The following is a 23935-nucleotide window of genomic DNA, read 5'->3' on the forward strand; positions in this document are numbered from 1 at the left end:
CTTCAACCTGACTCCCGCGGCGTGAAAGTGAACAGCCCTGGTGTCTGAGATGCCGGCCGCCGGAAACAGGCAGTTTCCAGCCGATGTTTGTTTGAAATGCTGGTGGATGGACCCAACCGGCTTTGATGGATAGATCCAGTCCCGTGCTGGCTCAAACGCTCTGGGCCATCAAACCAGTTCCTTCAGGCTGTGCCAAGGTTTGAAGAATCTCTCCGGATTGATGCGAGGGGGTGTGCAGCCCGGCAGACCGCCAGCCATCGGGATCTCGGCGTGCCCAATTACTTGCGAGATGCTAGTCCTGAAGGATGCAGAAAGATGGATTGGGCGGTCAATGAACGAGAGTCTCCGGATGAGACGCGAGAAAGACTGAGGCAGCGGCGGGGCTGTATGAGCGCGGGGTGATGGGGCGTCCCGCGAGAAAAATATGTCGTTCCAGGGCATGCCGAGACAGGGGGGGTGAAATTCCTCCGCCCTGGCACGATTCCCCGGGACCACCCCCCACTCCCGTCCCCCACTCCCGTCCCCCCTCCCGGGTACCGGAAGACGTTCAACGGGATGACTTGATTGTGTCGGTGAACTGGTTTGATCGTCCTTGCTCGTCTCGCACGCTGTTGGCCGCCCACATAAATACTTCCAGGGACAATCGGGAAGAGTGGGATGAAGATTGGAGCAGTCCTGATCGATATTGATGGCGTCCTTCACGTTGGTGACCGACCGGTTGAAGGTGCAGGGCGGGCGCTCCGGGAACTCTATCGGCGCGGGATACCCTATCGGTTCGTCTCCAACACAACCCGCAGTTCCAGGCGTTCAGTTGCGCGGCGCCTGCATCGCCTCGGTTATGACATCCCGGAATCCTGGATCGTCACCGCCCCGGTCGCGCGGCCGCCGCACACCTCCGGGAAGGTGGGCGGGCGTGGTGCTACCTTCTGACCACCCCCGATGTCAGGGCGGACCTCGAGGAGAACGGGATCTCGGCCGTGGAGGAGGGTGCCGATGCGGTCGTAGTCGGCGACGCGGGTGGCGGTCTCACCTACGACCGTTTGAACCGCGCGTTCAGACTCCTGATGGAGGGGGCTGACCTTATCGCCCTCGAGAAAGACCGTTACTGGATGGGGGGAGATGGACTGATGCTCTCGGCCGGCCCCGTGGTGGTCGCGCTCGAGTATGCTAATGGAAGAGAGGCAGAGGTGATCGGGAAACCCTCCCCGGCGTTCTTCCGGCTGGCGCTTCAGGATATGGGGGCGTGCCCTGAGGAAGCTGCGATGACATCATCACCGATATCGGCGGTGCGCGGGGCTGTGGTATGAAGGGTATACTTGTGAGAACCGGGAAGTACCGGGAAGAGGCCGTCCGCCGATTGGGCATCACCCCGGACGTGGTCATCGACTCGCTGGCAGACCTTCCCGATTATATCTGATTGGGTATGGGGATTGGGTATGGGGAAGCGGATTCTGGTCCTGATTCTACTGGTCGCCGTAATTGGGGGAGGATGTCTTGGCTTTTTCCTTCGCCCCGATTTTGTTCCGCCGGCGATCGTCCCTGTGGAGGGAGCGAGCCTCAACCAGACCCCGGTCTATACCTTTCCCTTCGAGGATGGGGTGGAGACGATCCGCATTGACCCTGACCCGGCGGTATACGCCGGTGCAAAAGTGGCAGACAGGAGTCTCCAACTCTACACGGATATACCGGAAGAAGAGTGGATCCCGATTTACTACCTGGCGTTCATAAATGAACCTCATCAGGAACCCTTCTACACTGACCTGCTCGGTGCCCTTCGCGAGATCCGTGACCGGAGAGGGCTCGATGACGACCGCTACCTCGAGCTGATCGCCGTATTCGTGCAGTCGATCCCGTATGAGACCGATGCCTCGGTGACTGAACCAAAGTTCCCGATCGAGACCTTTGTGGACGCTGCTGGCGACTGTGACGACAAAAGCCTCCTTCTCGCAGGTCTCCTCGCGCGGGAGGGTTACGGGGTTGCGCTCCTCTACTTTGAAGACGAAACCCACATGGCAGTCGGGGTGAAGAGTGCAGGATGCGACTACCGCAACACCTCTTTCGCCTACATCGAGACTACAAACGTAAGTTACGTCGGCATCCCGCCTGCAACACTCTCAGATGGCATGACCCTCTCCTCCGATCCGCTGCTGATCCTGGTCGGGGATGGTGAGCGCTACTACACCGCCTGCAACCAGGTTCAGACGATTGAGCGTGCACTCTCCACGTTACGCGACCGTGCAGCGGATCTCAAGACGGAACTTGAGGCACGTGCCCTGGATATCGAGGCGATGCGTGATGCCCTCGACACCCTGAATGCCAGGATGACGACACTCTCTCGGGCGGGGGACTGGATGGACTATAACCGTCTTGTCGCCGAGTACAACAGGATGGTCCGGGACTACAACCAGGCTGTAGAGGCTTACAACTCCCTGCTCGGTGAGGCTGAGGCGGTCGTCGATCTCCACAACGAACTGGTCAGCGGTGCATACGACCGGCCCGGTTCGTACCTCAGGGCGCGGGCGTATCTGGAGGGCTGACAGCCTCTTCCGGCAGGGTTACACCATGCCCTTCAGGCGTGCTCCTTGAGATGAGGTGTCCACGGCAGTCCTGCTGGCGGTATAAGCCTCTTTGCGCATCTGGTTGCGGCGCGTTATGGTCGGGTACCGGGCGGCCCGCTCCACGAGGCAGGCAAAAGTTGTGAGTTCTGAGTTTTCCATGCATGATAACGAGGTAAGCCGTTTATTTAACGATAGGCCGCGCGCGGTGTGAAAGTGAAAATTTGGGTGTTCGAATCCTGTCCTATAATGACTCTAAAAGCCATTTTATCCCAAAATGTTGCCGATATTGTCTTTTAGTCTATTCATCCAGGTTTAATCTGGAGAAACGCATTCCTGGTGGCGTTATAAGGGATATAGGGCTTTTATCCTCGTCTTATAACTCCAGGTTAGCCGTCTTGCAAGTTTTTATGTGTCCTCTGGCAGATACATGAAACGGAGTGCCGTATGCTGGATATCAGTGATTTGCACGTGGAAGTTGATGGCACCGAAGTGCTCCACGACATCAACCTCCACATCGGGCGTGGAGAGACCCACGTCCTGATGGGCCCAAACGGTTCGGGGAAGAGTACGCTCCTCAAGACCATTATGGGGTTTGGCGGTTACACCATCACATCCGGTTCAATCGTCTTTAAAGGGCAGGACATTACCAGGATGTCGATCCACGAGCGCGCCCACCTCGGTATAGGCATGATGTTTCAGAACCCGCCAGCGATCTCCGGGCTGAAACTCGGAAAACTGCTTACAGCCATATCCGGGTTAAAGGAGGATGGAGTGGAGGCGCTTGCGCGGTCGGTCAACATGGAACAGTTTCTCAACCGGGATATCAACGTCGGTTTCTCCGGTGGCGAGATCAAGCGGAGCGAGGTCCTCCAGTTGAAGGTTCAGCAGCCTGATTTCCTGATGCTGGACGAACCGGAGAGCGGTGTTGACCTGGAGAACATGAACCTGATGGGCAGGGAGATCGCAACCCTGCTGGAGAAGGATGTCCGTATCGTCAACCGGCGTCGGAGCGGCCTGATAATCACCCATACCGGCTACATACTCGATTACGTGGACGCCGACCAGGGTCATGTGATCATCGAAGGCCAGATCAGGTGTCACGGGAACCCCCGTGAGATCCTGCGTCTTGTCAAAGAGAAAGGATACGGAGAGTGTCTGCGTTGCAAACAGATATCATAACTGACATGGAACACCTCTCAGAGAAAGACCGGGAGCGTCTTGCCCTTACCGGTCTTGAAGTGGAGATGCGGAATCGCTGTGGGAGTTTCTTCCAGATCGACCAGAAAGTGATCCAGACCACATGCATGGCAGAGGGGGTCGAGATGCTCCCCATCAAGGCTGCCCTCGAGAAGTACGACTGGGTAGGGGATTATTACTGGAAGGCCGTACCTCGAGATAAGGACAAATACACCCGTTACGTGGCAGATCAGGAGAACCCCCAGGGGCTTGTTGTAATAGCCCATCCCGGCACAAAGATCGAAATGCCCCTCCAGGCATGCCTCTTCCTCCGTGAGGGGCCTGTGCAGCACGTCCACAACATATTTATCGCGCATGAAGACTCCGAGATCCACATAATCTCCGGTTGTGCAAGTTCCTGGCAGAAAGAGCATGGAGCGCATCTCGGTGTGACCGAGATCTACGTCGGCAAAGGTGCAAAGGTCACATCCACGATGATCCATAACTGGAACCGCGGGATCGCAGTCTTCCCTCGGAGCGCTACCATCGTTGAGGAGGGTGGAACGTTCCTCTCTAACTACGTCTGCATGCAACCGGTCAGGAAGATCAATATGTACCCCACGGCCAGCCTGGTAGGAGAGAACGCTGTGGCCCGGTTCTCGAGCATCGTGGTTGCGACACCGGGTTCAACCCTGGATCTTGGCTCCCGCGCTATCCTCGGTGCCGAGCATACCAGTGCTGAACTTGTCACCCGGGCGATCACCACTGGCGGCACCATCATCTCCCGCGGGCATATCCGTGGCGCGAAAGACAACACCCGGGGGCATATCGAGTGCAGGGGCCTGATATTAAAGGACGGTATAATCCACGCCATCCCCGAGATCGAGGGTACGATCACGGGTACCGAACTCTCACACGAGGCTGCGGTGGGAAAGATTGCCCGCCAGGAGATTGAGTACCTCATGGCACGCGGCCTCTCTGAGGAGGTGGCTACCGCGACCATCATACGTGGATTCCTGGATGTGAAGATCAACGGTCTCCCTCCTGTCCTGCAGGCGCAGATCGACGCTGCCATAGACAAGGCCGAATCAGGCTTCTAGTCGATGATGTGTGAGATGACGGAGAGCGATCTCTTCCAGAAGGAACGAGAGGCGATGGTGGAACGCCAGATCCGGGCGCGCGGGGTCAGTGACCGGAGGGTGCTCGAAGCGATGAGGAAGATCCCCCGACACCTCTTTGTGCCGGAAGAGTTGAGGCACGCGGCCTACGATGATCGGCCCCTCCCCATAGGTGAGGGTCAGACCATCTCTCAGCCTTACATAGTCGCCGTCATGACCGAGCAACTCGAACTCTCGCCCGGAGACCGCGTCCTTGAGATCGGGACCGGCAGTGGTTACCAGGCGGCGATCCTTGCAGAACTTGCCGGTAACGTCATCTCCATAGAACGCCTCCCCCGAGTTGCCGAGAAGGCAAGGCAGAACCTCGCCCGTGCCGGGGTTACCGGCGTCGAGGTGATAGTCGGCGACGGTACGAAAGGTTACCCTCCCCGGGCGCCGTATGACGCCATCATTGTCACGGCGGCAGCGCCTGAGATCCCCCGGCCCCTGATCGATCAGTTGGCGGAAGGCGGCCGACTGGTAGCCCCGGTGGGTTCGCGGGAGTACCAGGAACTGATCAAACTTGTCAAACGAGGGGAAAGGATCGAGCCGATCCAGCTTGGCGGGGTCTGTTTTGTGCCGTTGATCGGGCAGTTCGGATGGCAGGGAGGTTACTAATCTTGAGAGTCCACGATATCACCCGGGATCTATCGCTTGAGACCGTAATCTACCCTGGAGATGTCCGGCCGCGGTTCCGCGAGATCGATAACGGGCAGTACCGTGTGACCGAGATGACCCTCGGTAGCCATACCGGGACGCACATCGACGCCCCCTCACATTACATCGAGGGAGGTCTGACGGTAGATGAGATTCCGCCAGAGGTGCTGGTAGGACCGGCACGGGTTCTGGACTGCACCGATGCTGGAGAGGTCATCGGCCCCAGCAACCTCCTCGCCCGCCTGGATGGGGTGAAGACCGTCCTCTTAAAGACCCGGTTCTCGGCGCTGCGGGAGTTTGATCCCGGTTACCCGTCTCTCTCTATGGAGGCGGCAGACCTTATCATCGCTGCCGGGACCACCTGTATCGGGACGGACGCCCCCTCGATAGAGGGGTTCAACTCTGACGGTTCCGTCCACCGCCGATTGCTCGGGTGCGGTGTTGTCATACTTGAACTGCTCGACCTTTCTGGCGTTGCGGAGGGGGACTATTTTATGGTAGCACTACCAATGCGGCTCAAAGGTGCGGATGGGTCCCCTGTGAGAGTATTGCTGTGGGATACGGAGAATGAAGTATGAGTTTCTGGCAGGATGCAGTCGAGAGACTGGAGAAGATCCTCGCTGGCAGTGGCTGCGAGGATGGCATTGTAACACTTGGTGTAAATTACGACGCAGACCACTGTCAGTACCCAAAAGGGGTCTGTATGGAGGCTCAATTTGGTGGCCGGAGCGGGCAGTTTGTCACAAACGAACCGACCCGGGCGAAGACCCGGATCTCCTTCATGTTCGGTGCGCCGCTCACGGCCCCGCAACAACGGGCGGCGGCAGGCGCGATCATCAACGCAGTCTCGGCATTCCTCTGCCTGACCAGGAGGTTGCAGCCATGCACGAAGGAGTGTCACGGCCCATGCCTTGAGGCTCTCTCTCATGAGGCCGCCGGGAAACGGGTCTACCTTCTCGGGCCGATGCCTCTTCTTGCACGGTTGCTCGCCGAGCAGGTTGTAGACTCCCCCGAGGAGGCTGATCTCATCCTGGTCGCAGGTGACGGCCTGACAACCGACGCCGGAGTTGCCTGCATCGACACCTACAGGGATAGGAAACGTATGATCTTCCTTGGTCCATCCGCTGCCGGGATCAGCGGGCTTCTCAACCTCGAACACTGGTGCCCCTACGGTAGATGAATACATTTTTCAGGCACAAAGAGGCTATAGAAAGTATGCTTTTTGGCTCTTCCGGCATTCGGCAGGAGTTCGGCCACGATCTCGTTGATCTTTCGCTCCGCATCGGTTCTGCCGCCGCTGCAGGGGCATCTGAGATCGCCCTCGGTCGCGACACCCGCACCACCAGCGAGTTACTTGAGCACAGTGTAGTGTCCGGGATGCTCGCGAGCGGTGCAACGGTCTATTCCTGCGGAATTGCGCCTACACCGACGGTCGCATACGCAACACGAAACACCGATGCGGGATGCATGATCACCGCGTCACATAACCCGGAGTCCTACAACGGGGTCAAACTCCTCAACCCGGATGGCTCGTCGTTCACCGTCCGACAGCAGGCCGCGCTTGAAGAGGCGCTCAATGAGACGCACTGGAAAGAGTGGGATGGGATGGGTCGCATCCTCTCTATCGATGCGGTTGACGCACACAGAGAGGCGATCCTGGATAGGATCAGCTTCTCCCATCCCCTCAAGTCTGTGCTTGACTGTGGCAACGGTGCCGGGTGTGTCATAACCCCCGATCTTCTTGCAGAAGCAGGAGTTACGGTAATCGGCCTGAACTGCAACGTTTCAGGGAAGTTTGCACGGCCGTCTGAGCCGCTTGAGTCAAACCTCCCCTACATCGGGGAGATCGTCCGCCGACGGGATGCCGCCTGCGCCGTCGTGCATGACGGCGACGCCGACAGGATGATGGCGTTTGATGAGCGAGGCCGCTACATCGATGGTGACCATCTCCTCATGCTGTTTGTGAAGTATCTCGACCGGAAACGGGTGGTCACAACCGTCGATGCCTCGATGGCCATCGAGGAGATTGCAGATGTGCATCGAACCGCTGTCGGCGACAGTTTCGTCTCCGAGGAACTCCTGTCCTGGGGTGATTTCGGGGGCGAGCCATCGGGTAGCTGGATCTTCCCTGACCACTCTCTCTGTCCCGATGGTGTCTACGCTGCGGCCCTTCTCTGCGAGATTGCATCTGAATGGTCGATCGCCGAAGAACTCGACCGGATGCCCCGCTACACCCTGCTCCGCAGGTCGTACCCTCTTCCGGCCCCGGCAAAGGTCATGGCGGCGATGGGGGCGGAGGAACCAGCACATGGCATCCGGTTTGAGGACGAGGATGGATGGTACCTGATCCGGGCAAGCGGCACCGAACCTAAGGTCAGGATAACCGCCGAGGGCAGGACACCCGAAAAGGCAAAAGAGATGCTTGAAGCAGCGTCTGCCACCCTCGAACGGGCGAGACGCAGTCTGGAGTAGATGATTACATGCAGTGTATAATACTTGCAGCCGGAGAGGGGAAACGGATGCGACCCCTGACCGCCCGGCGCCCGAAGGTGATGCTCCCTGTAGCCAACCGCCCGATGATCGAGCACCTGATCATCGCCGCCCGTGACGCCGGGATCACCGGGTTCATCCTTGTAGTCGGTTACTGTGAGCGTGAGATCCGCAACCATTTCGGGGACGGGAGCGATCTTGGTGTGAAGATCTCATACGTGACACAGCGCAGACAGATGGGCACCGCTGATGCTCTCCGGGCGGCGTCCGGCATGGTGAAAGAGCGGTTCCTCCTCTTAAACGGCGATATGATTCTAAGATCGGATGATATCAGGAACCTCTGCCGGATGGAAGCCCCCTGCATGGGGATTCACGAGACCGACCATCCGCAGGACTACGGCGTGGTGACGGTTGTGAATGGTCTAATCACCGGTCTTGAGGAGAAGTCGGAAGAACCGATGAGCAACCTGATCAATGCGGGTGCATACATCTTCGATCCCGATATCTTCGACCTTCTTTTGGGTGTCGGGGTCTCTGAGCGCGGGGAGTTCGAGCTTACCGACGCCCTCACATCTTACATAGAGGAGAGGAGGCTCCGGGGATACCTCCTTGACTACTGGCTCGATCTCGGTCACCCCTGGGACCTCCTTGACGCAAACGCGGAGATCCTCTCCGGTATGCATCACGAAAAGCACGGGACGATCGAGCCCGGCTGCGCAGTTCCGGAGACGGTCAGCATAGGGAAGGGGACAGTCATCCGGGCGGGAACCTGCATCGAGGGCTCATGCATCATCGGTGAGAACTGCGTTATCGGCCCACACGCATACATCCGGGGTTCTACCGCCATCGGTGATGACTGCCACATCGGCCACGCTACCGAGATCAAGAACTCCATCATAATGTCGGGGACAAAGGTTCCTCATTTCAACTACATCGGCGATAGCATCATCGGGAGCGGGTGTAACTTCGGGGCAGGAACCAAGGTTGCAAACCTCCGACATGACAACGGAGCGGTGAAGGTCTGTGGGAAGAGCACCGGCCGGAGGAAGTTTGGTGCCATCATCGGTGACGACGTCCTTTTCGGGATCAACTGCTCGGTCAACGTCGGGAGTTCCATCGGGAGCGGCACGCGGATCTCCCCGCATTCCCTTGTAGAGGGGTGCATCGAGGAGAACTCGGTCATCAGGTGATATTATGCAGGCAGTGATTTTAGCAGCGGGAGAGGGGAGTCGTCTGCGTCCTCTCACCCGGAGCAAACCCAAAGCCCTGCTCCCTGTCGCAAACCGGCCGGTCATCGATTATGTCATCGATGCACTGCTGGAGAACGGGATCCGGGAGATCGTTGTGGTTGTGGGCTACCGCAAGGAGGAGGTTATCCGCCACCTCAACAGCCTTAACGTTCCACTCCGGGTCGTCGTACAGGAACGCCAGCTCGGGACAGGGGACGCTCTCAGGGCAGCTGAACCGGAGATCGGGGGCGATTTCCTGGTCCTCCCGGGCGATAACTACATCAACGCCGGGTCGATCGCACGGATCAAGAGCGTGCGTAACGCGATGCTCGTGGCCGAGCACCCCAACCCCTCAAACTTCGGGGTTGTGGTGATCCGTAACGGGATAGTCCGCGAGATGGTCGAGAAGCCCGAAGACGCTCCGACGTTCACGGTATCGACCGGGATCTACTCGTTTACACCGGAGATCTTCTCCTACATTCAGACAAACGAGATCCCCGATGCTGTGGCGGCCATGATCGCAGCCGGTCGGCAGATACGCGCAATCCCGGCAGACGACTGGCAGGACGCGGTCTACCCCTGGGACCTCCTGAAACTGAACACCCGGATGCTCCGTGGGATCCAGCCGGGGGTCGCGGGGACGGTTGATGCATCCGTCGTCCGCCGGGGCGTCGTGCGCATAGGCAAAGGAACCACAGTGGGTCCAAACACTGTGATCTACGGCCCCGTAAGTATAGGAAGCAACTGTAACATCGGGCCGAACACCGTGATAATGCCCGATACGAGCATCGGCGATCGCGTGGTGCTCGAGCCGTTCATCTACGTTGCGGACTCGATCATTATGAGTGATGTCACGGTCGGGTCGCATTCAAGGATACTCTCGGCGGTCTTTGGCCAGGGCTGCATCCTTGCCGACCATATCACAACCACTCCTTCACCAGGCCTCATTGAGGTGGGGGATCACGTCCAGAGAGAGGAGTTTGGCGCGATTCTCGGAGAAGGGGTGTGGGCTGCACCGTTCACAACGTTTAAGAACTGCATCGTTGGTAACAACGTCAGCATAATTAAGGGGCGGACGCTGGCAGGCAGGATCGAGGACGGCACAAGGGTGATGTAGATGTGCGGGATCGTTGGCTACACGGGGAGGCGGGACGCAGCCCCTGTCCTGTTGGGGGGGTTGAAGCGACTCGAGTACCGGGGCTACGACTCCTTCGGGATCGCGACGGTCGGGAGCGCAATCGAGGTCTACAAGAAGGCCGGTCGCATCCCTGATGGCGATCCCGGTGCGGTCGGTCTTGTGGGGTGCACCGGTATAGGGCATACCCGCTGGGCGACGCACGGTGAACCAAACGAGATCAACGCCCACCCGCACATGGATTGTGAGGGAAAGATCGCTGTTGTGCACAACGGCGTAATCGAGAATTACGCCGAACTGAAGCGACACCTCCAGGAGAGGGGGCATACCTTCAGATCTGAGACCGACACCGAGGTGATCGCCCACCTCATCGAGGAGAAGTATGACGGAGATCTACTGGCAGCGGTCAACGCGGTCCTTCCGCTCCTCCAGGGCTCTTACGCAATACTTGTGATCGCCGGCGACACCCAGCGGATCGTCGCTGCTCGCGACGCAAGCCCCCTCGTCCTGGGCATCGGCGATGACGAGGTTTTTGCCGCCTCGGATATGACGCCGCTCCTTGAGTACACGGAACGAGTGATCTTCCTTGAGGACGGCGATGTTGCCGATCTCATGCCGGGTCGCTACACCATCTATCATGGTGGTCTGGAGGTTGAGCGCCCGATCGAACTGATCAACTGGTGTTTTGAGGATACACGAAAGGGCGGTTTTCCCCACTACATGCTGAAAGAGATCTACGAGCAGCCCCAGTCGTTCTACGAGACTATCAGGGCCGGTATAGATGAGCACGTGCGGCGTATGGTGATGGAGGCCGATGAGATCACGCTGGTTGCGTGCGGGACGTCATATCACACCGCCCTGGTCTTCAAGTACCTGGCAGAATCGCTCTGCGGCATACCGGTACGCGTCGAGATGGGCTCGGAGTTCAAGTACTTCACCCCGCCCCTCCGCGGGCTTGTGATCGCGGTCTCGCAGTCTGGCGAGACGGCGGATACGATCGCTGCCCTGAAGATGGCGAAAGCCCGTAACTGCCCGACGCTTGCAATCACCAACATGCAGGGGAGCACGGTCACCCGTATCGCTGACGAGACCCTCCTCATGCGGGCGGGCCCTGAGATCGGTGTCGCTGCAACGAAGTCCTACATGGCACAACTTGCGGCGTTGATGGAGATCCTCAACATCCGCTGCGACGGAGAGTTTGACGATGCCCTCTCGCACGCGCACCTTGCAATCGGGGACGTCCTGCTCCTGGACATCCAGGATGCGGTTGATCTATGCTCGAAGGTCGAGCACGTCTTCTTTGTGGGGAGAGGGCCGTTTTACCCGGTAGCGATGGAAGGCGCCCTCAAGATGAAGGAGATCTCCTACGTTCATGCCGAGGGTTACGCCGCCGGAGAGTTAAAGCACGGGCCGTTTGCCCTTCTCACCCCGGAGACACCGGTGGTTGCGATCTGCACCCCAGGCCCGACCTATGGGGTGATGGCCTCGAACATAAAGGAGATAAAGGCCCGCAGGGCCCCTGTCATCGCCGTCGGGGTTGCCGGTGATATTGAACTTCCCGAGATTGTGGACATCTTCATCCCCATCCCGAACACACATCTTCTGGTTCAGGTGCTGACCGCGTCTGTCGTCCTTCAGTTGCTTGCCTACCACACCGCATGCGCCCTGAATCGGGACGTCGACAAACCACGGAACCTGGCAAAGAGCGTGACCGTTGAATGATAGAGTATGGACGTAACGCCCTTGGTGAAGGGGCGATGATATTCGAACCGGTGACCATCGGGTTTCCATCCCGTGACCGGATGGGCTCGGAGGACTATCCCGGTGCAAACATCGGTAAGAACGCGATCCTCCGGTCGGGCACGATCATCTACTGCGACGTCAGGATCGGCGATGGGTTCCAGACCGGTCATAACGTGCTGATCCGTGAGAAGACGACCATCGGCAGCCGCGTGGCGGTGGGGACGGCAACGGTGGTGGAGGGCGACTGCACCATCGGCGACGACGTCCGCATCCAGAGCCTGGTCTACATCCCCACCGGTTCCTGGATCGGTGACCGGGTTTTTATAGGCCCAAACGCCGTCCTGACAAACGATCGCTATCCTCCAGGGCCGCACGAGTCTCTCCGTGGTCCGGTTATCGGGGACGATGCCGTCATCGGCGCGAACTCGACGATCCTCCCCGGGGTCAGGGTCGGGGAGGGCGCGTTTGTCGCCGCGGGAGCGGTTGTGACAAGGGATGTGTCGCCGGGGACGCTCGCGGTGGGGGCGCCGGCACGGTTCCGCCCCCTCCCTCCTGAGGCCAGGCGGTGCCGATGATGATACCCGTTGCCCGGCCAATGGTCGGGGAGGAGGAGATCGCTGCCGTTGCCGAAGTTATGCGGTCAGGGATGCTTGCCCGGGGCTCGGTCGTCGCGGATTTTGAGTCCAGGTTCGCCGATTACTGCGGTTCCGCCCACGCGGTCGGCGTAAACTCAGGTACCGCTGCGCTGCATGCTGGACTCCTTGCTGCCGGTATCGGTCATGGGGACTCGGTGATAGTTCCAGCTTTCACGTTCTTTGCGACGGCGTCGAGCGTCTCGCTCTGCGGGGCAACACCGGTCTTTGCGGATGTCGATCAGCGGACGTTCAACATCGACCCGGCTTCGGTCGAGGCTTGCATTCGGCCAGACACCAGGGCTGTGATCGGCGTCCACCTCTTCGGGCAGCCTTTTGAGATTGATACCATCCGCGCGCTCTGCGATGATTATGGTCTTATACTGATCGAGGACGCTGCCCAGGCGCACGGCGCGGAGTATCATGGGAGACGGACAGGCAGTCTGGCCGATATCGGGTGCTTCTCGTTTTACCCGACGAAGAACATGACCACAGGTGAAGGCGGTATGGTCACGACCGATGACGAACGTCTCGCTGAGCGGGCCAGACTCTTCATAGATCACGGTCAGAGCCAGAAGTATCTCCACACCGTCATCGGCTACAACTACAGGATGACAAACATCGCCGCCGCGATCGGGATGGTGCAGCTCGAACGGCTTGAGGGTTTCAACGAACGCCGGATCGAGAACGCCCACTACTTCGACCGCCACCTGGCGGGCGCGGGTCTCGTGACGCCCTTCGTGGCGCCGGGAGTCCGGCACGTCTACCACCAGTATGTTGTGAAACTCCCGCCCGGATATCCGCTTTCGCGGGAGGCGTTCATGAACGCTCTTGCGGAACGGCGGGTTGGGACGGCCGTTCATTATCCTATCCCCCTCCACCGGCAACCGGTCTATGGGAGCGCGGGCGAAACGGCGTCGTGCCCGGTATCAGATGACCTTGCGGCATCGGTCGTGAGCCTGCCGGTTCACCCGTCGGTTACGGATGAGGAACGGGCGTATATATGTGATGCGGTCAGTGAACTCCAGGCCCTGCAATCAGACCGATGGTATAAATGAGGATCCTGCTAGTCTCCACCCAGGATTACATCCACCACCCGATCCCTTCAAGGCACCACAACATATTTGAGGAACTTGCGAGGCGGCACGAGGTCCACGTGCCTCACTTTCATGTCAGCAGAGGAAAGGTGCGCGAGACCCTGCTCCACGTCCATGAGGCGACGTGGTTCCCCATAAAAAACCCCATCCTTCACTACACCCTGAACGCTCCCTGCCACTATCGGGTCATTAGCAACATAATTCGCGACCACGGCATCGACGTCGTCGTCGGGGCACATGTCCTGGCCGGGACGGCCATGGTCAGGGCAGCTGAGAGGCATGGTGTACCGGTTGTCTTTGACCTCAAGGACTGGTTTCCTGACTCGGCCGCCGCCTACTACAAAAATCCCGCTATAAAGTGGGTGCTCAGGGAAGGTATCCTTGCCATAACCCGCTACAACCTCGACCATAGCGATCTGATCACGACGGTCTCTCCGGGTCTTGTCGAGAAACTCAGGACATACGGCTACGAGGCGGAGTTGATCACAAACGGTGTCAACACGGACATCTTCCACCCCATGGATGGAAGTACGATGCGTTTCGCACTCGGGATCGCGCCCGACGCCTTCGTGCTCGGGTTTGCCGGAGCAATCGAACGCTGGTATGCTCTCGATGAGGTGATCCAGTCGTTCCCGGAGATCCTCAAGCGGCACCCGAACGCTGAACTCCTGATTGTCGGTGGTTCGCTCTTCACCGGTTACATGGACGAACTGCAGGGGCTTGCTGCCAGGCTCGGCGTTTCGGAGAGGGTGCATTTCACAGGCACCGTTGACTACAGTGCTCTCCCCAGCTATATCGCGCCGATGGATCTCTGTCTGATCCCGCTCTCCCCCCCTCAATGGGTGGATATCGCCCTGCCAAACAAGTACTTCGAGTACTCGGCGTGCGGGAAGCCGATCCTGTCCACACCAATCCCCGATATGCTCAGGATGGGCGGGGATCATATCACCGTATACCGGGACAGTCAGGAGTTCCTTGAGGGGGTGGATGAGGCGGTGAGTAACCCGCGGCGCTGTACAATCCCGTTTGAGGAGCACAGCTGGAAGAAGAAAGCAGAATCTTTTGAGAGAATCTTTACCCGTCTGACGGGAAGGGTCTGAAACTGTATCTTTCTTCAATCGCAGATACACCAAGGTTATATTGGTTTGAATGGAAACTGATTCTTAACAAGGAGTGTCCGATGGCTCAGATGGATATCAAGAAATACCAACCGTACATCATCATCGGTCTTATCGTCATCTTCGCGTTGCTCACGCTCTGGACGCGGGGTATCCCTGCAGAGGGACTGGTGACCGACGAGGGTGTGAATCTACTGGGAAACGATCCGTGGTACAATCTCCGCCAGGTTGAACAGACCCTGGCAAACTTCCCTGCCTACGCCTGGTTTGACGCGATGACCCTCTACCCCACAGGAGACGTCATCTACTGGGGCCCGCTCTTCATCGAGATCATATCGGTACTCTGTCTCCTTCTCGGGGCGACGACGCGGCCTGAGATCATGCTGGTGGCCTCCTGGGTCCCGCCACTGATGGCCGTGGCGATGGTGCCGGTCGTCTACCTGCTGGCACGAAAGATCGCCGACTGGAAGACCGGTCTAATCGCTGCCGGTCTGATCGCGGTCATCGGTAGCAACTACGCATACCGCTCCCTCTTTGGCTTTGTCGATCACCACATCGCGGAGACGTTATTCTCGACGATCTTTGTCCTCGCCTATGTGGCGGCGCTGCTTGCGGCCAGGGGTGTCACCATCTCCAGGGAGAACCTTCAGAGTCTGAAGATCCCTGCTATAACAGCGGTCTTCGCCGGGGTAGCCTATCTCCTTGGTTACTTTAACATGCCGACGATGATCCTCTTTGCGCTCATCGTCGCTGCGTTCACCCTGGTTCAGTTCATTCTGGACTACTTCCAGGAGAGGTCGAGCGACTATCTGGTCTTTGTAAACGCCATAGTCTTCATAGTAGTTATCATCGGAACCGTGGCGTTCGGGTTCCCGCATCCGGGACTTGACCTCTCGCTCTACACCATCGGACACGTCATAGCCAGCACTGCCCTCATTGCGGGAACGGCAGCGCTCTATGGGCTATCGGTCTTCCTGAAAGAACGGCCTAAATACTACTTTCCTCTCACACTTCTTGCCGTCGCGGCCGTTGTCACCACGGTGCTCTATGTCGCTCTGCCTGAGATTTACAACCTCCTTATCTCAAGCCTCTTCGCCTTCTTCGGTGAGGAGGCTGTCACCACAACCGTCCAGGAGGCGCGGGCATGGTCGTTTGACGCCGCCCGGGCGACCTTCCACTGGGGACTGCTGCTTGCGGCCGGGGGTGTTGCAACCATGCTCTGGCAGAACCGCAGGGAGACGAACCCTGCTCACATCTTCGTCCTGATCTGGACTGCGATCATCCTGACATCGACCGCCGCGCATGTCCGCTACGAGTACTACCTTGCCGTAAACATCGCGCTCCTATCGGCGTTCTTTGCAGGCGCGGTCATAGACGCAACCTGGAAAGACGTTGCACGCCTCATCCAGAAAAGAAGCACAGATAGCGCGTCCGCCGCGAAGGGAAAAGCAGAAAAACGGGAAGAGCTCCCAAAGAAGAAGAGCAGGAAAGGGGCAAGGGCCGCTGATGCCCCTAAAGAGAAATCCAGGAAGCGTGATCAGCCCGATTACCTCAAGGTCGGTGGGTTTGTTCTGGTTGTTGTCTTTACCCTCCTCTTTGCCGGGACATCGTTCCTTGGGAACATAGCTCTCGCAAACAGCGCGAAATACGGCGGCATGGACTCACAGTGGATGGAGGCCCTCGAGTGGATGGGCGAGAATACCCCCGATCCCGGTGTCGATTACTACGCAATATACGATCAGGAGATCTTCACCTACCCCGAAGAGTCATACGGCGTCATGTCCTGGTGGGACTACGGTCACTGGATCACATTTATCTCGAAACGGATCCCGAACAACAACCCCTTCCAGCACGGCGTTGCAGGGCCGAACGGCTCGGCGGTATATCTGGTCTCGACATCCGAGGATGCCGCAAACCGCATCCTGGACAACATAGGTACGCGTTATGTGATAACCGATTATCAGGTCGTCATGGGTAAGTTCCACGCCCCGGCAACCTGGGCCGACCCCGATGACGCGGGAGGGCTGCGATTCCAGCCGGTATTCTTCGTCCCTCTCGGTGCCGGATCGACGGGTTACCAGGCGATGCAGTTCTACAACCAGGACTACTACATGACGATGATCTCGCGTCTCCACAACTTCGATGGTTCCATGACCGAACCGACAACAGGCCCGGTGCTATATGTCGAGTACATCGAACCGGAGATGGCAAACGCCTCCTACCCGGTCATCATCAGCGCGCGGGAGATGAACGCCACCGCAGCGGCCGCGGCGGCAACAGCCTATAACCAGAACGCACAGGCAGGTTCTCACGCCACAATTCTGAACCTGCACTACGAGTACCAGGCGGACTCGATCCTGTATCCACTTGAGCGGGTGCCGGCGCTCAAACATTACCGGCTTGTTCACGAGACCCCCCAGAACATCTACGGCAACGTGGGTGCGGGCGGCCCTGACCTCAAAGCGGTCAAGATATTCGAGTATGTTCCCGGAGCCACGATAAGGGGTGAGGGGATCATCGAGGTTCCGGTGGTCACAAACACCGGCCGGGAGTTCGTCTACCGGCAGGAGAGCGAGAACGGCAGGTTCGTCGTTCCATACGCAACCTCCGGGTGGTCGGGGGAGGTTAGAACGACCGGGCCCTACCGGATCGTCGGCACCGGCCAGACCTTCGATGTTACTGAAGAAGATATCCAGCAGGGGCGCACCATAAACTGACAGGAATGCGCTACTCGGTAATATACGGTGACATATTCACCCGGCATGATATGGAGGCTCACCCCGAGTCGGCTGCCCGGTTGCGGGCGGCCCTCGAGTATATACCCGAGAACGTGCGCTGGCATTCCCCCCTCCCTGCTGACGAGACCGATCTCGAGCTGGTTCACGACCCTCATTACATCCGCTGGGTGCGAAAGATGGCAACAGGGGCCTGTTTTTTAGATGCTAACACCTATGTCACCTGCCACTCTTTTGAAGCTGCGGCCCATGCTGCCGGGTCCACCTTTGCAGCGGTGGAGCGTGCGATCGACGGAGAACACTGTTTTGCACTTGTCCGTCCGCCTGGGCATCATGCTGAACCCGACCGTGCAATGGGTTTCTGCATCTTCAACAACGCCGCTGTTTCTGCGGCAAAAGCGCTTTTATCTTTCGACCGGGTGGCGATCCTGGACTGGGACCTTCACCACGGTAACGGTACCCAGAAGGTGTTTTACGGAAGTAACCGTGTGCTCTTCTGCTCGGTGCACCAGGAGAACAGTTTCCCCTGGACAGGCTGGGTGGACGAGATCGGCACCGGTGCAGGCCGGGGCTACACCCTGAACGCACCACTTGCGGCAGGCTCAACCATCGCTGATTACGCTCTTGTATTTGAAGAGGTGTTCATCCCGGCAATCGTTCGGTTCCGCCCGGACGCCCTGATTGTCTCGGCCGGGCAGGACGCTCTCGCAGACGACGGACATGGCGGAATGAACCTTGAACCCGCCGACTACGGTGTGCTTGCCGGGATGCTGATCGACGGGACGGACCTGCCTCTCGCGCTGACGCTTGAAGGAGGTTACGGGCCGTCGTCCGGGAAGGCTGTAGGCGCGATATTCCAGGCTCTTGCGGGGAAGCGGTTTGAACCGGTAGAAAAGCCGGTGCGCCGGAGCACGGAGAGGGTTGTGCGGATCTTAAAGAGGGTCCGGTTCTGTTGAGCGCCGTCAGGGTTTGGGAGTTACATCACGGGAGGAGTAAACCCCGCATCCCTGGCGGACCGCCGCCGGCGGGGGTCCATGAATGAGACCTCGAAACCCGGGATGATTGCCCGCACCACAGGGATCGGGGTTCTGGTGAGGTCGCAGACGCAGACCCGGTCAGTGTGGGGCGCGACCTCATCGAGTACACGCCGGATGTCCAGGTCGAACCGGCCGGTGCTCATATCAGGTATATCGGAGATCTCGACGGTATCAGCGTTGCCAAACCAGATCCTGTTGATACGCTTCAACCTTTCGTAACCCGCCTTCCTGATGATTGCCTCCCGTCGGGGATCGCCGGCGCCACCATGGAGATTACTCCCTCTTCTTTTTGCAACCTCCGTGAGTGCCTGAAAAGCCGCAACCTCTGGCGAGAGGTGGGAGGCAGACCCTGTTAGGATCATCGCCGGGTCCCTGGTAACGGTGTCGTCTGCGGTGGCTGCAACGGTGGGGATCTTTGTTCTCCCATCAAGCAACCAGAGGTGAATCTCGATCCCGTTCTGCTCGAACCGCTCCAGCAGGTTGCGGGCGGCACAATCCCTCTCTATGGTGAGTCGTTGACCGGGGTTTCGCTCTGCATCAGCGATGCTGAGCGCGTCCCGCTCGATCACCTCGAGGAGTCCGTGCAAGATAGCCTCTTCCATGACGTTTCCCGCTGCAAGCCCGTTTGTGTCGCTCCGGAATAACGGCGTCGTAAACCCGAGCGAGTCGTAGGGGTGGAAGACGGCGTTGCTCGGGACGTAGAGATCCTCGTCGTTCAGGATGTCTCTTGCCGGTGTCCAGTGGACCTTCTCCCCCTGTTCCAGTTCGCGGGGCAGGATGAGGTCTTCGGGGTGCAACGCCCGTGCAGGGCCGATCTCCTCGTAGGAGGCATACTCCATATGGTCACCATGGTATTCGGCGCAGTAGCGCTCGATCGCCACCGTCATCGCCGATACCCGTGCCTGGTTCGCCTCTTTACCTGCTCCTGTGTGAACCCGAACCGCTCCACGTGCCGCTCCGGGTCGAACTGCCGCAAATACAGGGATCCAGGTCCGGTCGAGCGGGGTTATATCGATTATCTCGGTAACTCCGATCCCTCTCATAAGGGGCTCCAAAACGGCATCCGTCTCCTCCGGGGAGCGAGACCGGGGGCTACCGTCAAAGTAGACCTTCTCTACAGGGCGAATCGTGATCGGCATTCATGATCCCGTTGGGGGTGATACCTTAATAGTGTGGCAGATCTATTCTAGCATGTTATGAGCACGGATGAGATTGCAGTGGGCGCGGTCGTCCGGTACCCCCGTACCGGCACGATGGGGAAGGTCGTAAAGATCGAGGAGATCGACGACCGGGTGTATGCTGAACTTGATACCACCGGCCTCTACTACCTGGTGGATGAACTTATCAGAACAGAGCAGGCGGAGGAAGAGGCCAGAAAGAAAGAGCGCTCTCTCGAGGACTATGTTAGGGAACACAGGGAGATCCAGGAGCAGCTCGAGAAGGTGTGGGAGGTTGGAACCGACCAGAGTTGCGAGGGGGGTGGTTAATCCTCGATCGGTATGGTGGTGAGTTTCACCGCCTCCACACCCTTCTGTGCCATCAGTTTCTCGGTAATATCTTTTATTACTGCCCCGTCCCCCCTGACCAGGATCACTTCTAGACACTTCTCATGCGTCACATGCGAATGGAGTGAGGCCTGAATGTTGCTGGTGTACTGGTGCTGTATATCTATGAGCGTCTGGAGCAGTCCACGCTGTTCATGGTCATAGACCATGGTTATGACACCCTGTCGCTCGCCTTTCACGTCGGATATCCACTGGTAGTGAGTGATGTAATTTCGTATCGAGTCCCGTATCCCCTCAGACCGGGAAGAGTAGCCCCGGAGTTCCAGGATCTCGTCAAACTTATCGAGGAGGTTCTTTGGAAGCGAGATCCCTATGCGTGATAGTTCTGTATCACCTGCCATGGTGTGATCAGTTCTCATATCATCCTTTATGGGTATAAATTTTCGCTAACAATAAAGGTTATATTCACACTTTGTATGCTAAGTTGGGTACGGCAAACGGCGTGAAGGTCGGCGCGTGGTATGAAAACGTGGCAGGGCATGCGGAAGCAATCGCTACTGATTATGTATAAGTAGTGTCACTATAAAATGGATAAGGAGGTTCGAAAACTTTTGCGAGATGTATTCATTCCCGGTGTCAATATTGGGCTTGTGGGTCATGTCGATCACGGCAAGACCACTCTGGTCAGCGCGCTGACCGGTACCTGGACAGACCGGCACAGCGAGGAGATCAAGCGTGGCATCTCCATCCGTCTTGGGTATGCTGACGCGACTTTTTACCGCTGCGAGAACTGTGAGGGTAGCGATGCTTACACAACCTCCCCTGAATGCCCTAACTGCGGAGGAAAGGCCGTCCCGTTCAGGACGGTATCTTTTGTCGATGCCCCGGGTCACGAGACGCTTATGGCGACGATGCTATCCGGGTCGGCGCTGATGGATGGTGCGATGCTTGTGATCGCTGCGAACGAGTCATGCCCTCAGCCCCAGACGAAGGAGCACCTGATGGCGCTCGAGTTGATCGGCATAAAAAGGATTGTTATCGTCCAGAACAAGATCGATGTGGTGACCCAGGCGGAGGCACTGGAGCATTACAAACAGATCAAACGGTTCATAAAGGGTACTATTGCCGAGAACGCCCCCATCATCCCGGTGTCTGCACAAAAGGGGGTCAATATGGGCGCCCTGATCCAGACGCTGGATGAAGTCATCCCGGAACCCGAACGCAATCCTGATCTCGACCCGCTTCTCCTCATCGCACGCTCGTTTGATATAAATAAACCGGGCTGCAACTGGCGGGATGTGAAAGGCGGTGTCATCGGCGGGTCTCTCATCCGGGGGGTGCTGCACGAGGGCGATGAGATCGAGATCAGGCCAGGCCGACAGTTGCAGGTGGAGAACCGGACAAAGTGGGAACCCATCATAACAAAGATCACCTCCATCAACGCCGGCAAGATCCGCGTGACCGAAGCCACTCCAGGAGGTCTTCTCGGCATCGCGACCAAACTCGATCCGGCACTGACTAAGAGCGACGCTCTCGCGGGTCAGGTTGCAGGGCTTGTCGGGAGACTGCCGCCGGTCCGGGAACGGCTTAAGTTTGATGTAACGCTAATGGAACGGGTTGTTGGCGTGGGCGGTGAGCAGATAATCGAGCCTCTCAAGCATAAAGAGCCGCTTATGCTCGCGGTCGGCACCGCGGTCACCGTTGGCGTGATCACAAGCACCAGAAAGAACCAGGTCGAGGTTCAACTTAAACGGGCGGTCTGTGCGGAGGCTGGTGCGAGGATTGCCATAAGCAGGCAGGTTGGCGGGCGATGGCGATTGATCGGCATGGGCGTTCTGGTCGAGTGAAGGTGCTTCTCGATACAAACGCTCTCACCATGCCGGCTCAGTTTGGTATCGATCTCTACGACGGGCTGATGGCACTCCTGGGCGATTTTGAGTCGATAACGCTCGAGGAGGTGGTCGGTGAACTCTCAGGGCTTGCACGGGGGCACGGGCGCGATGCGGCTGCCGCACGTGTGGGTCTTGAGCTGGCCAGGCGCTCCAGGATCGTGCCTAGCGGGAGTAGTGCGGAATCCGTGGATGATAGGCTGATCGAGTATGCCAGGCGGGAAGGATGCATCGTGGTCACAAACGATCGCCGCCTGCGTAACGATCTCCTTCGTGAAGGGATCGGTGTTGTCTCGATGCGGAAGGAAAGAACGCTGGAACTGATAAGTGGATAGGTGAAAATCATGTACTATAAAGTTACGCTGGAGGACAAGGTGCGGGTTCCGCCGCACCGCCTTGGGGATGACCTGGAGAGAGTTATCCTCAACGTACTGCAGGAACAGCTGGAAGGCAGCATCTCAAAGGAGATCGGGATATTCATTGCGGTTACAGATATTCTCGATGTCGGTGAGGGGGAGTTGATCCCGGGGGACGGCGCTGTCTATTACGATGTCAGGTTCGAGGCGATCGTCCTCCGCCTGACGCTCCAGGAGGTGATCGAGGGCGAGGTTGTGGAGACGACAAGTTTCGGTGCATTCGTCAGCCTGGGCCCGATCGACGCGATGCTACACGTGAGCCAGATCTCTGACGAGTACATCAACTACGATGAGGTGAATGGCAGACTGATCTGCCAGGACTCAAAGCGGTCGATCACCGTCGGCGATGGCGTCCGTGGCAGGATAGTTGCCCTCTCGCTAAACGAGCGTGAACCTCGGGAGAGCAAGATCGGTCTTACCATGCGTCAGCCTGGCCTGGGTGCACTTGCCTGGCTGGAGGAAGAGTTCGAGGAGGAGAAGAAGAGGAGGGCGACATAATATGGTAGTAGGGGGTAAAAAGGTAGTCAGGGTCTGCCGCGAGTGCCACCGCGTCGTTGAAGGTGATAGTTGCGTGATCTGCGGCACCTCCAACCTGAGCGAGGACTGGGCAGGATACGTTGTGATTATCGATCCGGAGCACTCGGATATTGCAAAGAAGATGAACATCACCCTGCCGGGTCGCTACGCGCTGAAGGTCCGCTGATGCTCCGGCTTCCGGAAGCCCACCGGGAACTCTTCAAAAAACCCTTCGGCGTCCTTTATGGGAGCATCTCTGAACTCCTTCCCCTGCTTGAGGGGCGGGTGGTCTGTGCCGTAGGTGATGTGGTGACCCACAACCTTCTTGCTGCAGGGGTTGTCCCCGATATCGCCATCATCGACGGTTACACGATGCGTAGCCCCTGTAACCGTTCACCCCTGCTCAGGGCAAGAAGGTTGACAGCGAAGAACCCTGCCGGAACGATCACCGACGAGCTGGTAGCGGCTATCGACGAGGCGGTGCGGAACCGACCTGCTGTAATCTTCGTCGAGGGGGAGGAGGATCTGGCGGTCATCCCGCTGGTTTATGCCGCGCCGACGGGGGTCGCCGTCCTGTACGGTCAGCCCGGGGAGGGTGTGGTCCTCCGGGTTGTGGACGAGGCGGCAAAGCAGGAGGCAAAGGTCATGCTGGAGTGTTTTGTACGTGAGTGAAATGTCCCGCGGCAGTGGGGACCACTAAAACGCTCTGGTGAATGTCTTTTTTTCCGACCAATCCGCTGGCCGTACTCTCAAAGGGTTCTGGTAGTGATTGAAGATTGCACCTTCACGGCTGCGCCCGGGACTGAAACAGGATTCTCCTTGAGGTTTTGTTGAGACTGTTGAGA

The 23935-nt window shown here is 58.3% G+C and carries 27 protein-coding genes; 24 read left to right on the forward strand and 3 right to left on the reverse strand.

Annotated elements, in window-relative coordinates:
- Window positions 1-657: 657 nt before the first annotated feature.
- The 4 genes from QMC91_RS04415 to QMC91_RS04430 are packed head-to-tail and all read left to right on the forward strand — an operon-like array spanning window position 658 to window position 2537.
- Complete coding sequence (locus QMC91_RS04415) at window positions 658-930, forward strand: hypothetical protein (protein WP_300235903.1); 273 nt, start codon at window positions 658-660, stop codon at window positions 928-930.
- Between the two features lie 47 nt (window positions 931-977).
- Window positions 978-1307, forward strand: coding sequence for a hypothetical protein (locus tag QMC91_RS04420; RefSeq protein ID WP_300235906.1), 330 nt, complete (start codon window positions 978-980; stop codon window positions 1305-1307).
- Window positions 1304-1417: an HAD hydrolase-like protein gene (locus tag QMC91_RS04425; RefSeq protein ID WP_300235909.1), complete on the forward strand. Its 114-nt coding sequence runs from the start codon at window positions 1304-1306 to the stop codon at window positions 1415-1417. Before QMC91_RS04420 ends, QMC91_RS04425 begins: the two co-directional genes overlap by 4 nt.
- 19 nt (window positions 1418-1436) lie before the next feature.
- Entirely contained in the window at window positions 1437-2537 is a 1101-nt protein-coding gene (locus QMC91_RS04430) for a hypothetical protein (protein ID WP_300235912.1), read from the forward strand.
- A gap of 18 nt (window positions 2538-2555) precedes the next feature.
- Here QMC91_RS04430 and QMC91_RS04435 read toward each other — a convergent pair whose 3' ends face one another.
- Entirely contained in the window at window positions 2556-2717 is a 162-nt protein-coding gene (locus QMC91_RS04435; protein WP_300235914.1) for a hypothetical protein, read from the reverse strand.
- Window positions 2718-3002: 285 nt separating this feature from the next.
- On the opposite strand from QMC91_RS04435, the gene QMC91_RS04440 reads away from it, so the two are divergent.
- From QMC91_RS04440 to QMC91_RS04505, 14 genes are all read left to right on the forward strand, one after another.
- The gene (locus QMC91_RS04440; protein ID WP_300235917.1) at window positions 3003-3737 is read left to right on the forward strand and encodes an ABC transporter ATP-binding protein; all 735 of its coding nucleotides are present in this window, start codon (window positions 3003-3005) and stop codon (window positions 3735-3737) included.
- Window positions 3719-4834 (forward strand): SufD family Fe-S cluster assembly protein, encoded by a 1116-nt coding sequence (locus QMC91_RS04445; RefSeq protein WP_300235920.1) that lies wholly within the window; start codon window positions 3719-3721, stop codon window positions 4832-4834. The genes QMC91_RS04440 and QMC91_RS04445 overlap by 19 nt, the downstream gene beginning before the upstream one ends.
- Before the next feature lie 15 nt (window positions 4835-4849).
- Window positions 4850-5509, forward strand: a complete 660-nt coding sequence (locus tag QMC91_RS04450; RefSeq protein ID WP_300235923.1) for a protein-L-isoaspartate(D-aspartate) O-methyltransferase — start codon at window positions 4850-4852, stop codon at window positions 5507-5509.
- Between the two features lie 2 nt (window positions 5510-5511).
- Window positions 5512-6126 (forward strand): cyclase family protein, encoded by a 615-nt coding sequence (locus QMC91_RS04455; RefSeq protein WP_300235926.1) that lies wholly within the window; start codon window positions 5512-5514, stop codon window positions 6124-6126.
- Window positions 6123-6728, forward strand: coding sequence for a hypothetical protein (locus QMC91_RS04460; RefSeq protein WP_300235929.1), 606 nt, complete (start codon window positions 6123-6125; stop codon window positions 6726-6728). Before QMC91_RS04455 ends, QMC91_RS04460 begins: the two co-directional genes overlap by 4 nt.
- Window positions 6729-6763: 35 nt before the next feature.
- The gene (gene glmM, locus QMC91_RS04465) at window positions 6764-8020 is read left to right on the forward strand and encodes a phosphoglucosamine mutase (RefSeq protein WP_300235932.1); all 1257 of its coding nucleotides are present in this window, start codon (window positions 6764-6766) and stop codon (window positions 8018-8020) included.
- A gap of 8 nt (window positions 8021-8028) precedes the next feature.
- Complete coding sequence (gene glmU / locus QMC91_RS04470) at window positions 8029-9228, forward strand: bifunctional sugar-1-phosphate nucleotidylyltransferase/acetyltransferase (RefSeq protein WP_300235935.1); 1200 nt, start codon at window positions 8029-8031, stop codon at window positions 9226-9228.
- Between the two features lie 4 nt (window positions 9229-9232).
- A complete protein-coding gene (locus QMC91_RS04475; RefSeq protein WP_300235938.1) occupies window positions 9233-10384 on the forward strand; it encodes a sugar phosphate nucleotidyltransferase in 1152 nt (383 codons plus the stop codon).
- Entirely contained in the window at window positions 10385-12124 is a 1740-nt protein-coding gene (glmS, locus tag QMC91_RS04480; RefSeq protein WP_300235941.1) for a glutamine--fructose-6-phosphate transaminase (isomerizing), read from the forward strand. It abuts the gene before it with no gap.
- Window positions 12121-12720 carry a DapH/DapD/GlmU-related protein gene (locus QMC91_RS04485; protein WP_300235944.1) on the forward strand — a complete coding sequence of 200 codons (600 nt, stop codon included), beginning with the start codon at window positions 12121-12123 and terminating at the stop codon, window positions 12718-12720. Before glmS ends, QMC91_RS04485 begins: the two co-directional genes overlap by 4 nt.
- Window positions 12717-13835: a DegT/DnrJ/EryC1/StrS aminotransferase family protein gene (locus QMC91_RS04490; RefSeq protein ID WP_300235946.1), complete on the forward strand. Its 1119-nt coding sequence runs from the start codon at window positions 12717-12719 to the stop codon at window positions 13833-13835. The genes QMC91_RS04485 and QMC91_RS04490 overlap by 4 nt, the downstream gene beginning before the upstream one ends.
- Window positions 13832-14974, forward strand: a complete 1143-nt coding sequence (locus tag QMC91_RS04495; RefSeq protein ID WP_300235948.1) for a glycosyltransferase — start codon at window positions 13832-13834, stop codon at window positions 14972-14974. Before QMC91_RS04490 ends, QMC91_RS04495 begins: the two co-directional genes overlap by 4 nt.
- 80 nt (window positions 14975-15054) lie before the next feature.
- Window positions 15055-17709: an oligosaccharyl transferase, archaeosortase A system-associated gene (locus QMC91_RS04500; protein ID WP_300235951.1), complete on the forward strand. Its 2655-nt coding sequence runs from the start codon at window positions 15055-15057 to the stop codon at window positions 17707-17709.
- A 5-nt stretch (window positions 17710-17714) separates the two neighbouring features.
- Window positions 17715-18683 (forward strand): histone deacetylase, encoded by a 969-nt coding sequence (locus QMC91_RS04505; RefSeq protein WP_300235954.1) that lies wholly within the window; start codon window positions 17715-17717, stop codon window positions 18681-18683.
- Between the two features lie 20 nt (window positions 18684-18703).
- Here the strand turns inward: QMC91_RS04505 and QMC91_RS04510 are convergent, their stop codons facing one another.
- Complete coding sequence (locus tag QMC91_RS04510) at window positions 18704-19903, reverse strand: YcaO-related McrA-glycine thioamidation protein (RefSeq protein ID WP_300235957.1); 1200 nt, start codon at window positions 19901-19903, stop codon at window positions 18704-18706.
- A 57-nt stretch (window positions 19904-19960) separates the two neighbouring features.
- Here QMC91_RS04510 and QMC91_RS04515 point away from each other — a divergent pair, with 57 nt between their 5' ends.
- Window positions 19961-20251: a DUF2098 domain-containing protein gene (locus QMC91_RS04515; protein WP_300235960.1), complete on the forward strand. Its 291-nt coding sequence runs from the start codon at window positions 19961-19963 to the stop codon at window positions 20249-20251.
- On the opposite strand, the gene nikR is transcribed toward QMC91_RS04515, so the two are convergent.
- Window positions 20248-20670 (reverse strand): nickel-responsive transcriptional regulator NikR, encoded by a 423-nt coding sequence (gene nikR, locus QMC91_RS04520; RefSeq protein ID WP_300235963.1) that lies wholly within the window; start codon window positions 20668-20670, stop codon window positions 20248-20250. The genes QMC91_RS04515 and nikR overlap by 4 nt on opposite strands.
- Window positions 20671-20880: 210 nt before the next feature.
- Between nikR and QMC91_RS04525 the strand changes: the two genes are divergently transcribed.
- The 5 genes from QMC91_RS04525 to QMC91_RS04545 are packed head-to-tail and all read left to right on the forward strand — an operon-like array spanning window position 20881 to window position 23762.
- Entirely contained in the window at window positions 20881-22116 is a 1236-nt protein-coding gene (locus QMC91_RS04525) for a translation initiation factor IF-2 subunit gamma (RefSeq protein ID WP_300235966.1), read from the forward strand.
- A gap of 2 nt (window positions 22117-22118) precedes the next feature.
- Window positions 22119-22493 (forward strand): PIN domain-containing protein, encoded by a 375-nt coding sequence (locus QMC91_RS04530; protein WP_366944373.1) that lies wholly within the window; start codon window positions 22119-22121, stop codon window positions 22491-22493.
- Between the two features lie 9 nt (window positions 22494-22502).
- Window positions 22503-23072: a DNA-directed RNA polymerase gene (locus QMC91_RS04535; RefSeq protein ID WP_300235969.1), complete on the forward strand. Its 570-nt coding sequence runs from the start codon at window positions 22503-22505 to the stop codon at window positions 23070-23072.
- A 1-nt stretch (window position 23073) separates the two neighbouring features.
- A complete protein-coding gene (spt4, locus tag QMC91_RS04540) occupies window positions 23074-23277 on the forward strand; it encodes a transcription elongation factor subunit Spt4 (protein WP_300235972.1) in 204 nt (67 codons plus the stop codon).
- A complete protein-coding gene (locus tag QMC91_RS04545) occupies window positions 23277-23762 on the forward strand; it encodes a GTP-dependent dephospho-CoA kinase family protein (protein WP_300235975.1) in 486 nt (161 codons plus the stop codon). Before spt4 ends, QMC91_RS04545 begins: the two co-directional genes overlap by 1 nt.
- Window positions 23763-23935: the final 173 nt, after the last annotated feature.

Source organism: Methanoculleus sp. (assembly GCF_030019085.1).
Lineage (GTDB): Archaea > Halobacteriota > Methanomicrobia > Methanomicrobiales > Methanoculleaceae > Methanoculleus.

Excerpts from the sequence above, each read along its gene's own strand:
- QMC91_RS04545 (WP_300235975.1), top strand. The coding sequence starts at position 23,277 with ATGCTCCGGCTTCCGGAAGCCCACCGGGAACTCTTCAAAAAACCCTTC.
- QMC91_RS04490 (WP_300235946.1), top strand. The coding sequence starts at position 12,717 with ATGATGATACCCGTTGCCCGGCCAATGGTCGGGGAGGAGGAGATCGCT.
- QMC91_RS04415 (WP_300235903.1), top strand. The coding sequence starts at position 658 with ATGAAGATTGGAGCAGTCCTGATCGATATTGATGGCGTCCTTCACGTT.
- QMC91_RS04505 (WP_300235954.1), top strand. The coding sequence starts at position 17,715 with ATGCGCTACTCGGTAATATACGGTGACATATTCACCCGGCATGATATG.
- QMC91_RS04535 (WP_300235969.1), top strand. The coding sequence starts at position 22,503 with ATGTACTATAAAGTTACGCTGGAGGACAAGGTGCGGGTTCCGCCGCAC.
- QMC91_RS04440 (WP_300235917.1), top strand. The coding sequence starts at position 3,003 with ATGCTGGATATCAGTGATTTGCACGTGGAAGTTGATGGCACCGAAGTG.
- glmM (WP_300235932.1), top strand. The coding sequence starts at position 6,764 with ATGCTTTTTGGCTCTTCCGGCATTCGGCAGGAGTTCGGCCACGATCTC.
- spt4 (WP_300235972.1), top strand. The coding sequence starts at position 23,074 with ATGGTAGTAGGGGGTAAAAAGGTAGTCAGGGTCTGCCGCGAGTGCCAC.
- QMC91_RS04435 (WP_300235914.1), bottom strand. The coding sequence starts at position 2,717 with ATGGAAAACTCAGAACTCACAACTTTTGCCTGCCTCGTGGAGCGGGCC.
- QMC91_RS04475 (WP_300235938.1), top strand. The coding sequence starts at position 9,233 with ATGCAGGCAGTGATTTTAGCAGCGGGAGAGGGGAGTCGTCTGCGTCCT.
- QMC91_RS04460 (WP_300235929.1), top strand. The coding sequence starts at position 6,123 with ATGAGTTTCTGGCAGGATGCAGTCGAGAGACTGGAGAAGATCCTCGCT.
- QMC91_RS04430 (WP_300235912.1), top strand. The coding sequence starts at position 1,437 with ATGGGGAAGCGGATTCTGGTCCTGATTCTACTGGTCGCCGTAATTGGG.
- QMC91_RS04495 (WP_300235948.1), top strand. The coding sequence starts at position 13,832 with ATGAGGATCCTGCTAGTCTCCACCCAGGATTACATCCACCACCCGATC.
- glmU (WP_300235935.1), top strand. The coding sequence starts at position 8,029 with ATGCAGTGTATAATACTTGCAGCCGGAGAGGGGAAACGGATGCGACCC.
- nikR (WP_300235963.1), bottom strand. The coding sequence starts at position 20,670 with ATGGCAGGTGATACAGAACTATCACGCATAGGGATCTCGCTTCCAAAG.
- QMC91_RS04510 (WP_300235957.1), bottom strand. The coding sequence starts at position 19,903 with ATGCCGATCACGATTCGCCCTGTAGAGAAGGTCTACTTTGACGGTAGC.
- QMC91_RS04425 (WP_300235909.1), top strand. The coding sequence starts at position 1,304 with ATGAAGGGTATACTTGTGAGAACCGGGAAGTACCGGGAAGAGGCCGTC.
- QMC91_RS04500 (WP_300235951.1), top strand. The coding sequence starts at position 15,055 with ATGGCTCAGATGGATATCAAGAAATACCAACCGTACATCATCATCGGT.
- glmS (WP_300235941.1), top strand. The coding sequence starts at position 10,385 with ATGTGCGGGATCGTTGGCTACACGGGGAGGCGGGACGCAGCCCCTGTC.
- QMC91_RS04515 (WP_300235960.1), top strand. The coding sequence starts at position 19,961 with ATGAGCACGGATGAGATTGCAGTGGGCGCGGTCGTCCGGTACCCCCGT.
- QMC91_RS04450 (WP_300235923.1), top strand. The coding sequence starts at position 4,850 with ATGACGGAGAGCGATCTCTTCCAGAAGGAACGAGAGGCGATGGTGGAA.
- QMC91_RS04485 (WP_300235944.1), top strand. The coding sequence starts at position 12,121 with ATGATAGAGTATGGACGTAACGCCCTTGGTGAAGGGGCGATGATATTC.